At 47.1% G+C, this 13036-nt stretch carries 10 protein-coding genes and 2 pseudogenes; 9 read left to right on the top strand and 3 right to left on the bottom strand.

Annotation, left to right across the window (positions count from 1 at the left end):
• Positions 1–395: 395 nt before the first annotated feature.
• From ACQKPA_RS28760 to ACQKPA_RS28780, 5 genes and pseudogenes are all read left to right on the top strand, one after another.
• A pseudogene (locus tag ACQKPA_RS28760) lies at positions 396–838 on the top strand (MerR family transcriptional regulator).
• An 80-nt stretch (positions 839–918) separates the two neighbouring features.
• Complete coding sequence (locus ACQKPA_RS28765) at positions 919–1878, top strand: NAD(P)-dependent oxidoreductase (protein WP_427495821.1); 960 nt, start codon at positions 919–921, stop codon at positions 1876–1878.
• A 60-nt stretch (positions 1879–1938) separates the two neighbouring features.
• A complete protein-coding gene (locus ACQKPA_RS28770; protein WP_427495822.1) occupies positions 1939–2871 on the top strand; it encodes an NAD(P)-dependent oxidoreductase in 933 nt (310 codons plus the stop codon).
• A 340-nt stretch (positions 2872–3211) separates the two neighbouring features.
• Positions 3212–5011 (top strand): ABC transporter substrate-binding protein, encoded by a 1800-nt coding sequence (locus ACQKPA_RS28775; RefSeq protein ID WP_427495823.1) that lies wholly within the window; start codon positions 3212–3214, stop codon positions 5009–5011.
• Between the two features lie 159 nt (positions 5012–5170).
• Complete coding sequence (locus ACQKPA_RS28780; protein WP_427495919.1) at positions 5171–5626, top strand: GNAT family N-acetyltransferase; 456 nt, start codon at positions 5171–5173, stop codon at positions 5624–5626.
• Positions 5627–5896: 270 nt separating this feature from the next.
• Here ACQKPA_RS28780 and ACQKPA_RS28785 read toward each other — a convergent pair whose 3' ends face one another.
• Entirely contained in the window at positions 5897–6457 is a 561-nt protein-coding gene (locus ACQKPA_RS28785) for a hypothetical protein (RefSeq protein ID WP_071221803.1), read from the bottom strand.
• An 801-nt stretch (positions 6458–7258) separates the two neighbouring features.
• On the opposite strand from ACQKPA_RS28785, the gene ACQKPA_RS28790 reads away from it, so the two are divergent.
• Both ACQKPA_RS28790 and ACQKPA_RS28795 read left to right on the top strand, forming a co-directional pair.
• Complete coding sequence (locus tag ACQKPA_RS28790) at positions 7259–7621, top strand: hypothetical protein (RefSeq protein ID WP_427495824.1); 363 nt, start codon at positions 7259–7261, stop codon at positions 7619–7621.
• A 128-nt stretch (positions 7622–7749) separates the two neighbouring features.
• Positions 7750–7881 carry a hypothetical protein gene (locus tag ACQKPA_RS28795; protein ID WP_427495920.1) on the top strand — a complete coding sequence of 44 codons (132 nt, stop codon included), beginning with the start codon at positions 7750–7752 and terminating at the stop codon, positions 7879–7881.
• A gap of 644 nt (positions 7882–8525) precedes the next feature.
• Here ACQKPA_RS28795 and ACQKPA_RS28800 read toward each other — a convergent pair.
• Complete coding sequence (locus ACQKPA_RS28800) at positions 8526–9119, bottom strand: TetR family transcriptional regulator (protein ID WP_427495825.1); 594 nt, start codon at positions 9117–9119, stop codon at positions 8526–8528.
• A gap of 197 nt (positions 9120–9316) precedes the next feature.
• Between ACQKPA_RS28800 and ACQKPA_RS28805 the strand changes: the two genes are divergently transcribed.
• Both ACQKPA_RS28805 and ACQKPA_RS28810 read left to right on the top strand, forming a co-directional pair.
• A complete protein-coding gene (locus ACQKPA_RS28805) occupies positions 9317–10921 on the top strand; it encodes an FAD-dependent oxidoreductase (RefSeq protein WP_427495826.1) in 1605 nt (534 codons plus the stop codon).
• A gap of 961 nt (positions 10922–11882) precedes the next feature.
• Positions 11883–12074 carry a DUF3885 domain-containing protein gene (locus ACQKPA_RS28810; RefSeq protein ID WP_427495827.1) on the top strand — a complete coding sequence of 64 codons (192 nt, stop codon included), beginning with the start codon at positions 11883–11885 and terminating at the stop codon, positions 12072–12074.
• On the opposite strand, the pseudogene ACQKPA_RS28815 reads toward ACQKPA_RS28810, so the two are convergent.
• A pseudogene (locus tag ACQKPA_RS28815) lies at positions 12047–12727 on the bottom strand (IS4 family transposase); the annotation flags it as partial. The gene ACQKPA_RS28810 and the pseudogene ACQKPA_RS28815 sit on opposite strands and share 28 nt — an antisense overlap.
• Positions 12728–13036: the final 309 nt, after the last annotated feature.

Below are 13036 nucleotides of genomic sequence, written 5' to 3' on the forward strand. Positions count from 1 at the left end.
CATCGCAACCATGACAGGGATCGAACTTACCCCTTGTATTAGAAGTATGTGGAATTTATATTTAGATGGCTTTTTGCTCTTCAGAAGGTAAAAAACAAGCAGTATATGCCTATAGTCACTACGTGGTTATTCCCAGCCTAAATAGAATCATTCGTAACGTATATGACATGGCATAACGACGCAATATTTTCAACTAAAGAGTAACGATAGCTCAATAAAAGCAAGAAGCAGCCGATTAACTTGGATCGGCTGCTCTTGTTCAACTAATGGGCAGTTATGCGTAACAAACTTTAACTCATCTGCACCTGTACTGGAACTTGTAACTGGTAAACTCGTATTCAGAAATATGTAATTTCAGTTTGCCGACTGATGCATAAGCAAGGAGGTACTTGAAAGTGAAAATAGGCGAGTTATCCCGATTGACCAACGTTAGCATTCGTTCCATCCGGCAATACGAAGAAAATGGTCTGCTCAAGCAGATAGACTGGAGAACGATTATCGGAGTTTCGCCGAGTCCGCAGTCGATCGAGTCGTGGCGATCCAGTTATATTTAAGCTAGGGATGACGGCAGATGAAATTGGTGAGCTGTTCAAGAGTAAAATCGCAAATCCTGACGATTACAAGTATTGCGAAGCGATGCATGTACGAAGAGAAGCTGGCCCAAGTTGATCGTCAAATCGCGGCGCTTCAACAATTGAAGAGATTATTGAAACGTCAAATTTCTCTGAGGTTGTCAAAAAAACAACACTTATTTGCGCCTAGGCCATGGAGCATCGTCATTTGCTCTGTGGTCATTTTGTTATTCCTGTGGCACTTCTTGACCTTAACACTAGTGTAATACTTTAGAATGGGTTTCGAACACGCAGAGAAGAGCGTTTTGCGGTTCAAATTAACTAATTATTGAGGGAGGTTTTTCAATTGGAGAGGAAAGATCCAAGTAAGATAGGGGAAAATTTGAATAACAACTCTGCCGTTACTGGAGATAGGATGATGGGAAGGGATCGCTTATCAGTATCAGTCATCGGCTTGGGGAATATGGGGTCGGCGCTGGCAGAGGCATTCGTCAAGTCGGGACATAAGACAACCGTTTGGAACCGCAGTGCCGCGAAAGCTTCTCCTCTCGTTGCCAAGGGTGCGGTACACGTGAATACGATCGATGACGCAATCTCGGCAAGCTCATTAATTATTACTTGCCTTACCACTTATGATGCAACGATTCAGGTAATGGAACCTGCTGGAGTTAGATTGACTGGCCGAACCCTAGTCTCTTTGAACTCCGGTACACCTGCAGGTGCTCGTAAGATGGCCGCTTGGGCAACTGGATACGGTGCGAGGTTCCTCGACGGAGCTGTCAAAAATGTACCTTCAGCCGTAGGGAAACCAGACACCCTTCTGTACTACAGCGGTGACAAGGCTGCTTTCGACGAGCACGAGACGACGCTGAAGGTGCTAGGCGGCGATACCGACTACCTTGGCGGAGAACCGGACCTCGCTAAACTTTATGAATTTGCTGTCGGAGGCACGCTGCTGCCGGCCCTTCTTGGTTTCTTCCAGGGTGCCGCCCTTGTCACGGCACGCGGTCTGCAGGCAAGTTCGCTGGTACCCTATTCCATTAAATGGCTAGAGATGATCGGATCGGTCCTGCCTATTTTTGCGAAGGAGATCGATGCAGGTGACTATAGCAAGCCAGCCTCCTCTGTCGGCATTTTCCATGAGACGATCGCATACGACCTTGAAATCGGTGAGGAGGCAAACATGGATGTCACTTGGCACGCCCCTATGCATGATCTCCTTCGACGGGCGGTAGCGACAGGTCACCGGGACCATAGCATCTCATCGCTGGTTGAGCTGCTCAGGAAATCGGAACATGTGGAATAAAGAATTATTATATGCTATTTGACGCCATACCGAATTTTGATACTGAAAGGAGTTACTCCATTGAATAGTAGTAACTCAAGTGAGAAAATAAACAACGATTCAATTGATGATATTGGAAACCGCTCGTCGGTCACGATCATTGGGTTGGGTCCCATGGGCAAGGCGATGGTTAGCGCTTTCTTGAATCGCGGCTACGAGGTTACCGTGTGGAACCGAACTTCAAGCAAAGCAATCGAGCTTGTGACAAAGGGGGCCATAAGGGCATCTAGTGTCAACGAGGCGCTTGCCTCTAACGAATTGGTCATCCTCAGCCTAACGGACTATGATGCAATGTACGCCATATTCGAATCGGTCTCGGATGAACTATCCGGCAAAGTTATTGTCAACCTGAGTTCGGATACCCCGGAAAAAGTTCGCGAAGCAGCGAAGTGGTTAAGCGAACGCGGAGCCTGGCAGCTCACCGGTGGCGTGTTGGCCTCACCTTCAGAAATCGGCAATAGGGAGTCTATTACACTCTACAGTGGTCCAAGTGACATCTTCGATGCTCATAGGAAGACACTTGAGGTGCTAACAGGCACTGATTATAAAGGCAAAGACCCGGGACTTGCCATGTTGTATTACCAGATTCAGATGGATGTCTTCTGGACCGCAATGCTCAGCTACCTTCACGCCGTTTCGGTGGCGCAAGCGAATGGCATCACAGCTAAACAGTTCCTGCCATACGTCTCGGAAATCCTATACACTATGCCTAAGTTACTTGAGTTCTACTCCCCCCGTATCGACACAGGAACATACCATGGTGACGTTGAAAAACTTGCTATGGGCTTGGCGAGCATCGAGCATGTAGTTCATACCTCCAAAGAAGCTGGTGTCGATAGTTCTCTACCCGCCGCCGTTCAAGATGTCTTCAAGCGTGGTATTGCGCTTGGTCGTGCCGATGAAAGCTTCATTAGCCTTATTGAAATCTTCAAGCAGTCCGGTGCTCAACCATAAAAAATAGTTGTGGGATGGCCTAAACATTTCCCAATACAGACTTCGTAGAGAAACGTAGCATTAGTAATAGTGTTGATCATTACGCTAACGGGAAAAGATAGTTGAATAAAGCCAAGAAGGTAGCCGGTCAGATTGATCAGCTGCCTTCCTTAAGGGATAATGGGCAGGATAGCGTGGTGCAATGGTTCATTTGTTTAGATAATGTGCAAAGTCAAGAAAACGGGCCCAAAGGCTACCTTTTTGCTCCCTACAGAAAAGCCCGACCGCTGGGATTGAAATGCGTCATCAAAATTTGTATGTTGGATTCATACCATTTTTTAAGCAAAAGGAGCCATGGCCGGTGAGATTGGCAGAGGATTATCTTAGGCTGCGAAGCGCTTATTCCGACGAAAAAGAAGGGGAGCCGTTCCGGGTGACGATCGACGGGCTGGCCGAGGCCCTGTACTGCACGCCCCGTAACGCCAGGCTGATCCTGCGCAAAATGACGGACGCCGGCCTGGTCCGGTATGCGGCCGGGCAGGGCAGGGGCCATCGGTCGGAGCTGACGTTTCTGGCGGACAAGCGGGAGCTCGTGATCCTGGAAGCACAGCAATACGTGATGCAAGAGGACGTGCAAGGCGCGCTGCTCTGGGTAAAGGAGCAGGCGGGCGAACCTGAAGTGAAGCAGCGGTTCATGGACTGGCTGACCGGGTATTTCGGATACCGCATGGAAACGATTGGGGAGGGCCGTATTGTGGAGACGCTTCGCCTGCCGATATACCGGCCGATCGTGACGCTGGACCCGGCGGACGCGATGTATGCTTTCGACACCCATATGATCCGCCAGATCCATGCGACCCTGGTCGAGCTGGATAGGGCGACCGGCAAGGTTATTCCGGGCGTCGCACTTCATTGGGAGCCCAGTACGGATGCCTGCTGTTGGACATTCTATTTGCGGAAAGGCGTGACGTTTCACGACGGCACGGAGCTTACGGCCGATGACGTCAAATACAGCCTGTTCCGCGTTCAGCAGGAATCCAAAAATCATTCCTGGCTGTGCAGGGACATCGTTGAGATCTACGCTGAATCGCGCTATATAGTCCGCATGGAGCTGCGTCAGCCCAATGTTCTGTTCGCGGTGTTTATGTCTCACACGGCGGCAGCGGTCCTTTCCCGCGACACCGGGGAGTCCGTGGCAGGAAGTGTTCCCGGCAGCCTGCCCGTCGGGGCCGGGCCTTACCGGATCGCTAAGTTTACGCCGGGGATATGCGTTCTCGAGGTATTCCCAAATTATTATGCGGCCCGTGGCCAGATCGATCGTATCGAAGTGATGATCATCCCGGACACCGGTGGAGAATGGACGGTAGAGACCAACAAGGGGGTACTGGTCGTAGAGACGGGAGAAGCCCGCCGTCAGGAGCTGAAGACATGGCGGTGCAGCCGTCTTATTACCGGATGCAGCATGCTGACCATAAACCTCGCAAAGCCGGGAATCCTGCAAACTGCTTCCTTCCGCAATGCACTTGGACTTGCGGTTGACCGGAGCCGCATGGTTCGGGAGCTGGGGTACCCGTACTCCTTTCCATGCCCCGGTTTTCATCTTGAGCCGAAGCCGGCTTCCGCTGATCCAATGTATAATCTGGAAGAGGCAACCAGGGAATTGACACGGTCCGGATACGGCGGAGAGGGGCTGAAGCTGTACGCTTACCGGCGTCATGAGCAAGCGGCTTACTGGCTTCAGCAGCAATATGGTCAGGCCGGGGTCCGGCTGGACGTGCATATTGTACCCTGGGAGGACATGATGAAGGAAGAGCGGATCCGGGAGGCGGACCTGATCCTGTTTGAGGCGTTGCTGAGCGAGGGGCTGCTTCGGCAGATCGAATATTTGCTGTCCCGGTACAGCTTCATTCGCAGCATGCTGGATCCCGGAGCGCAGGCGGAGGTAGATGGGCTTGTGGGGCAGCTGCTTCAGAAGGCGGAACCGGAAGGCCGGGACGAGGCGTTTCAGCGATTGGAGACCTGGCTGATGGAACGCGGCACGGCCGTCTATTTGACCTACAATGAAGCCCGGGTGCTGTCCCATCCGGCGCAGCAGGGTGTAAGGCTGAATGCTGCCGGTTGGGTAGATTTTAAGGACATCTGGTTTAAAGGGGAAGGGTAATGGCGGGAGAGCTATAGCGGATACGGTACGGGATAACATGACACGTGACGAAAGGGGAAATGTTTCCCGGAAAGATTGCCTTTTTCTTAAACCTGTACGGCAGTACAATGATCACAGCAGATGAGATGAAAATTTACCAACGAAGCGAAGGTGAACGGTATGGAAATTATGCTGGATGATTTAAGAGGGCCGGAAATTGCCGCGTTGATCTGCGAGCATCTTCAAGGCATGGCGGAGGAGTCGCCTCCGGAGAGCGTGCACGCCCTTGATCTGGACGGGCTCCGCCGGCCGGACGTGACGTTCTGGAGCGCATGGGAGCAGGGTGAGCTGCTTGGCTGCGGGGCACTCAAGGAGCTCGATCCTGGCCACGGCGAGATCAAATCGATGCGGACCGCATCCGCCCACCTGCGTAAAGGCGTGGCCCGATCCATTTTGGCCCACATGATAGAGGAGGCCCGGCGGCGGGGATACCGGCGGCTGAGCCTGGAGACAGGCTCGATGGCGTCGTTCGAGCCGGCCAGACGGCTGTACGCGGCCTTCGGGTTTGAGGAGTGTGGGCCATTTGCGGACTATACGCTCGATCCTTACAGTACCTTTATGACCCGAGAGCTGTAATCTAAACTTGCGGAGCTAGATGTAAAAAAAAAGGACATGCTTCTTGCCATCGACAGGGAGCTATTTCATTAAGCTAACGGACAGAATAGGGCCCTTTTTATTCCATCAAAATTAAATTTGTCAGGAATCTGTGTCAGAAATCATGGGTATCGTGAATGAGGTAGACATGGCCAAAGAGTAGGAGACTTGGTTGTTAAAGCACAAAGTCAAAAGGATATCCAATTGGGATATCCTTTTATGCCACTTGTTAAATTAAAACTACTAGTTGGCCTAATAAGATTGTATTTCAGACATTACTGCTTTTAATCTGCCTAGACTATCAATTTTAAATAGTTTTTCTCTAAAAGAAATAAACTCATTAGCCGCCTTAAGAATTTCAGATAAAAATTCTTCTTCAACAACAATGTTTTTCGTCTCTTTGTATGCTTCGTAAAGGTTTGTACCTTCAAAAATCAACGGATTTCTTTTTACTCTAAATAATATCTTGTTCTCTGGTTTTGTAATGATTCTTTTGACACTCCACTCATGGCTATTCATGGCCATAATGTGCTCTCCAAAACCTGTTTTTTTATATTCCAAAGTCATTTCTAAAACACCGATCCACATCAAGTCAATATCATCCCAATCCATAAAGTTGGTGATTGTAGTATCAGACGTTTTAATATTTACTACACCATCTAACTTATGGCCTTTATGCTTGTTTAATTGTCTGTTAGCCACCTGGATTGATAAACTATCTTTCAATGAAATAAAATAGTCCTCAATATTATCTTGACTAAAGTAAAAAGAATCTATAGTCTTCTTTTCAATGTATGTGGTTATATTTAGCATAAACTACTCCAATAACTAAAGGTATGTTGTAAATTAATCAATAAGGGTAAAATGTATTTATTCTATAATTACTTACAACCAACCTGTACATTTGTCCATCTATACTAACATTTATTGTAGCATAACCGTTACCGCTAATAATTGTACTTCTATTCGCATTAACAATTGAAATAATTCTTGCTCCCGACATCATTTATAGCATGGATCAAGCGGATAAAACCTTTGTGAACTTGATAAAATAGTAGGAGGACAAGTATTACATGATTGATTAACGACAACAAAGGTGTCGGGGGACAAGAACATATTCCCATTGAAAGTCGCTATTTTAGCGGCTTTTTTATTTTATCGGTACAAGTTCTTGTCCCAAGCCAAGGACAAGAACTTGTACCGATTGCCGAAAAGGACAAGAACATGGTCCGATTACCGATTAGATGAATATCTAAATATGAAGCACATGTAGTTTAATCCACGATAAATACAATGATAGCGTTAAGTTATCCGGCAGCTTAGTTAACAAAAAAATAAAACCGGCACAATTATATGCCGATTAGCCAATTGCCAATATGAAATAAGGGTATCCCTAAAAAGTCATGGATACAAAATAGTATATAAAAAAAATTCAACATAAGTCTATTAATTTTTTGGTGAAAACTGTATGTTACTTATGCGACCGCGACGCAAAACGAAAGGCATAAAGTGAGAAGACCTGCATGATTACACTCAGAAAAATTATGTTGGAAATCTACGCTCCATATTTAACAAAAAAACAACGGCGCCTCGTTGCATCCCAGAAGGGTAACGATGATTATGACACAAAAAGAAATGCTGTTCATTGTGCAATCACAACTTGCTATTGACCTGAATTGCACTATCGATGACCTGAACGGCGAAAAGGATAGCATTATATTTGTTGAAGCTAAAGAAAATCCTGGATGCAGACCGTTTCCAAGGAAGGCACGTTATTTCGAGATCCTTTCTATGGGAAATTCAATTGTAGTGTCGGCTACACCTGAACGGTTGTTAATTGCCAAAACACAGATGCAGGGCAAAACCAGGGATACCGTATTCTCCTTACCATTTATCAGAGGTCTTTACTTGCATTTTCTGCCTGATGTAAAAAGAATCAAGCCAGTGTCACAGCCAAATTTTTTTCATTTGAACTGATTAAGTGAGAAGAAGTGGTCAGCTTATTTGATGTTACAAGATTCAATGAAGCTATTATATATGATACGAATCTTCCCTGGCAGACTGATCTAGCAGTTCTTGCAAAGCAAGATGGGGAAATTGTTGGTGTGGCAGGAGCAAGCAAAACCTGTACAAAACTGTGGCAAATTGGCACAGAAGTATTACCCAAATATCGTAATTTGGGATTGGCTAGTTATCTTGTAAACAGGTTAACTTTTAAATATTGGAACGTGGAGTAATACCGAGTTATGACGTAATTGCAAGTAACATTGCTTCACAGAGAGTAGCTCACCGATTAGATTATTTTCCCGCATGGGTGTCTGATTGGCGATGCAATTTTGAAGGACTTGAACAATAATCGTATCACAAGAAATGTCCCCTATAGCATATCATGGAGCCACCATTCAAGCTCGTCGTTTCAAACAGCTCCCGGTCCGATCATGGAACATTATGATATGCGTCGTGCTACCCATCTCGGCATACCACCTGAAAAGCACGAAATGGATATTTACATCCCTATCGAACCCGTCAAAAACAGAAATAAAAGAAATTATTGAACTTCAACCTTACCGAGCAGCATATTACAAGGCTGTCGGCATGAAGGGAAGGAAATGCTACCTGTCGAGGGACAAGAACATGGTCCCATAGAAAGTCGCTTTTTTAGCGGCTTTTTTGATTTAACGGTACAAGTTCTGTCCCGAGCCGAGGAAAAGAACTTGTACCGTTTGCCGTAAAGGACAAGAACATGAGCCGATTCCCGATTAGATAAGTATCTAACTGAAGTTTAAAGTTTAATAAATGTCTAAGGACCACAACATGTCCTTCTCGATATTTTTGATAATGTTCACCCTGTTTCCCATAACAAACAGCGCCGAGGAGCGCATCACACCACCAACTCGGTATCCCCAGAAGCATCGATCCCATGTGCTAACAGATCGAGACCAGCCGTGATCATAGCGGAGAGACCAGCATGAATCTCCTCGGAAGATTCGCCTTTTAATCGCCGCCTCGCGTATTCCGCAAAGATTTTCGAATAAAGGGTCAGAATCAGATGCGCAACGAGGCGAGGCACGATATCATCCGATTCTGTACCCATGTCTTCGGCAAGGGCATGGGCCAGATCCTCTTCAATAGACGCAGTCATTTGCAGACTCCTAGCTTGCAGGGCAGGGCTTTCCCGAATCACCCGAAAGACCTGCTGCCGCGTAGAATCCTGCTCTGGGGACGGCATCGCTTTTATAGGTTCGAGACTGCCGAGCAGCAATTGGCGTAGAAAGGTGAGCAATGATTCGCCTTTCTCACGCTGCCGAACGATTCCGGCCAGGGAAGCCTCCATAGGTTGATTGAGTCCAAAAAAGAGGTCCTCTTTAGTTGGGAAATAATTATAGACGGTATTTACCGAAACATCAGCCGCTTCAGCCACTTCAGTCACTGTCACCTGCTCAAAGCCACGCTCAATAAAGAGTTCTAAAGCCACTCTTGCGATCTTTTCCCGTGTCTGCTGCTTTTTTCGTTCACGTCGTCCTAATGTATTTGTCATAAACACAGTGTAGCTCTTTTTGCAGTGGATCGCAAGATTGGTGTTGACTTTATTTATGCATCACGTTTATATTTGGTGCAACTTAAAAATTAAAGTTAATCCAAAAATGTGAAGTGCAGAAAGGAAGAACATTAATGGCAGATGTTTCTGTTCCGGTTTTGATTGTTGGTGCCGGACCAACCGGCCTCTCGACCGCGCTCTTTCTGGCGCAGCACCAGATCCCGTATATTCTCATTGAGCGACATCCAGGCACAGCGATCCATCCCCGACCGATTGGCCTGGGAGCGCGGACGATGGAGATATTTCGGGCGCTAGGGCTGGAAGAGAGAGTCAGGAAAGCCGCCGAGCCGCTCAGCAGGAGCCGGGGGGAAATTTTTGTCGAGACCCTTGCCTCCGCCAACATGGTACAGGTCAAACGCCTGAACCTGGATGGGAAAGATCTTGAGACGTTCGACCAGATGAAAGAAGCAGAGAGGGCTATCAGTCCTGCCACAGGCTGTCTGATTAATCAAGCTGCTCTGGAGCCCGTGTTGTTTGAAGCGGCGAGGGAACGAGGCGGGGATCTGCGCCTTCAGACTGAATTGGTGTCTTTTGAGCAAGATGAGACGGGTGTGACTGCTCTCGTTGTGGATCGCAAGACGGGAGTGCAACAGCGTATCCGTGCTGACTATCTGGTTGCCGCGGATGGGGCTAATAGCCTTGCACTACGCACTCTTGCAATCCCGACGAAAAGCTTTACGTTGTCCGATATGCATACACTTGCAATTGACTTTCGTGCAGACATGAGCGAGCTGGTACGAGGCCACGAATTTATACTCTGTACGATAGAGACCCCTGAAGCTCAGGGCCTGCTCATGGCAGTCAATAATAGTGATCGCTGGCTTTTTCAGATGCCCGGGAATCTCGAAAATGGAGAGTTGAAGGCCCCATCTGTAAAACGCTGCCAGGATCTGGTGCGCAAGGCTATCGGGATACCTGACCTCGCGGTAGAAATCATGGATATTCGCCACTGGAAGCCGCAGGAGAGGCTGGCTGAGCGCTACCAGGTTGGGCGAGTTTTCCTGGCTGGCGACGCGGCTCATGTTATCCTGCCCACAGGCGGCGTGGGTGCGAATCTGGGCATCCAGGATGGACAGAACCTTGCCTGGAAGCTGGGCGCCGTCCTCCAGGGTTACGCTGATTCCACCTTGCTCTCGACCTACGAGACGGAAAGGCGTCACGTGGCCGGCTTTGCTGCAGAGCAGGAAGAGGCCACCGACCGAGAAAAAACGACGGATAACGAACTACAGGCCCTCTTTGGATTCTACGCCTCGTCAGCTGTGCTCTCAAATGAAGAAGGAAACACACCAGACTATACGGAGCTGAAAGGGCAGTCCGGCTCACGTGTACCTCACCTGTGGGTAGAGTATCAGGGCCAATGCATCTCAACTCTTGATATTACCAGTCGTCATTTCGTCCTACTGACAGGTCCAGAAGGGAGAAGATGGCAACAGGCTGCACGGGAATGTGCTGCTCACTTTGGCATCGAACTGCCCGTCTATAGTGTTGGTTCTGAAGGAGAGCTTTTAGCAAGCAAGGCGAGCTGGCAACGGGCGACCGGCCTGCCTGATTCTGGCATGCTCCTGGTTCGGCCTGACGGCTTTGTGGCGGCTCGTGTGAGCGCCCCTGATGAGGATAGGGGTCGGCAGCTTATGGGGATACTCTCGGCGTTGCATTTGTGTTCGAAGGCTCACACTTAAAGAGGGATTGGAGAGCAACAAGGGAAGATGGAAGTCCACCTTAATATTTTGGTTTTTTAATCAGTTCTTTCACATGTTGATATCCTGGAAAGCAATTCGTGAGCTTCAGCGGAACAGTTTAAAATTATCGCCGCTGTCGATTCGACACCGACTTAATGAAAATGCTTATCAAAAGGCCGCTGATCTGAATGGGGTTGGCGGCCGATATAACCAAAACCTAAACTTTTTATTTTACAGTGAAAAAAAGGGTGCATATAATGGGGGGACAAGAACATAGTCTCATTGAAAGTCGCTAAAATAGCGGCTTTTTTGTTTTATCGGTACAAGTTCGTGTCCCGAGTCGAGGACAAGAACTTGTACCGATTACCGATTAGATAAGCATCTAACTATATTTCCATGCCGTTTCATTCAGCTAACGTGCAGGATAAGGTGAATTAATTATGTTCCTTTAAGTTTAAATCAAATTACTTATTCAAATAACAATCCTGTAATGTATACTGATCCAAGTGGATCTTCTGTAAGTGGTGTATTTGGGACAGCTGGTGTAGCTGCGGCCGCAGACGGACCTTTGCCAATTGGAGATATAGTAGCTTGTAGAATTCTACTTGGATATGGGATATATAAGGGATTCCAGTGGGCCACTAAACCCAGAGCATCTTTAAGTGATGGGATCCCAAAAAAACTATTAAAAGATAAAGATCATGTAGATCTAGGCCAGTTTACTGAGCCTGCAAAAGGAAAGAAAAAGTATACAAACAAGAAAACCGGTTGATCCATTGAAAAAGATACGGCCGGACACACAGGTAAAAAATTGAAATATGCGAAGGATAAACGACAAAGATCATTAGATGGGAATGGGAAAATGATAGGCAAATAACTTATATAAGAAAGCCATGGTTGGTATAAAACAAAACTTACCATGCCTAGGTATAAAAAAAGAATTAACTATTAGGAGGAATATATGTCTACTCAGAACTATTTAAATGAAAGGTTTCCTGGACTAAGCCTTCGCACAGGTTTATTTAACTCCTGGTCGTACGGAATTCGTTTTGAATTAGGTGACCCAACTATGAATGATGTAGAATTTCTAAAAAATTGTCGGGGGACAAGAACATGGCCCATCAGAGTAAACCAGCTATTCATCAGTACGTAATCTGCACGGAAACCAGCCTTCAGCGCGCGTCCAATCAAGCCAAGGGCAGCATCTGGCTTACGTGTAAGCGCCTCGACACGGCGCTTGTACCCATGACAACGTTTCGTAATCGTTGTCGTCATCTCCGTTAGATGATTCATAAGTTTGGCAGACGAGAGCATGACAAAGTCAATCGGGGTGAAGCTGAAACCGTCGGACCAGTTAAGCGTTAGCAAGGTGTATCCTTTAGTAAACCGGCCTGTTGTATGATCGAACACTCGAGCAAGCAGTTCCGCCTTCTTGTTGCGATTGCGCTGAAGAGTGGAATCGTCCCAAATGAACACTTTTACACGCTTGGCTGACGTAAGCGAGGCAAACTGCCGAACCACCGTCAAACTGAGTGAATGAAGAAAAGCTCGCCACGCAAAGCCTGGATGATTCAAGGAACGGTAGACCACATCTTTGCCTGGCAACGAAGCGCCGCGGTTGCTCTCTAGCAGTCGAAACCAATTCTTCCCCTCAAAAACAAGCGAGAAGAGCAGTTGAAAGACAGCGAGTGCAGAAAGACCAAAAGACTTGCGAATTTCCGCCTGACGAAGCAGATTACCGATTTTCAGTGCATGAAAAACAGAATAAAAACGAGACTGGTCAGACAGGGAACGATGGTGTACCATAGATTTACACACCTTTCTTTGTTTGCATGGTTGCTAGTCACTTCCATGATACCAAACTAAGAAGGTGTTTTTTTGTCAAGTCAAGAAAAAAAGAGGCTCGACGCTTACAGCCGCAAGGTATTCAAGCTAATTTGTTGCTGCGAAAGTTGAATTAGTAAAATCGACTTCGAAAACGAAAAAAATAATTATTATAAAATTACCAAGAGCACGTTGCACCGCCTCTTATAAGATGCCGTTCGCGAACTCAGCACGAATGGGGCAAAGCGTAAAGAGCAAAATCTTTTAACTATTAAGCAATATCCGCTAGAG

The sequence above is a fragment of the Paenibacillus sp. NPDC093718 genome (assembly GCF_050279985.1).
GTDB lineage: Bacteria > Bacillota > Bacilli > Paenibacillales > Paenibacillaceae > Paenibacillus_AQ.

Excerpts from the sequence above, each read along its gene's own strand:
- ACQKPA_RS28780 (WP_427495919.1), top strand. The coding sequence starts at position 5,171 with ATGGAAATTATGCTGGATGATTTAAGAGGGCCGGAAATTGCCGCGTTG.
- ACQKPA_RS28785 (WP_071221803.1), bottom strand. The coding sequence starts at position 6,457 with ATGCTAAATATAACCACATACATTGAAAAGAAGACTATAGATTCTTTT.
- ACQKPA_RS28790 (WP_427495824.1), top strand. The coding sequence starts at position 7,259 with ATGATTATGACACAAAAAGAAATGCTGTTCATTGTGCAATCACAACTT.
- ACQKPA_RS28805 (WP_427495826.1), top strand. The coding sequence starts at position 9,317 with ATGGCAGATGTTTCTGTTCCGGTTTTGATTGTTGGTGCCGGACCAACC.
- ACQKPA_RS28810 (WP_427495827.1), top strand. The coding sequence starts at position 11,883 with ATGTCTACTCAGAACTATTTAAATGAAAGGTTTCCTGGACTAAGCCTT.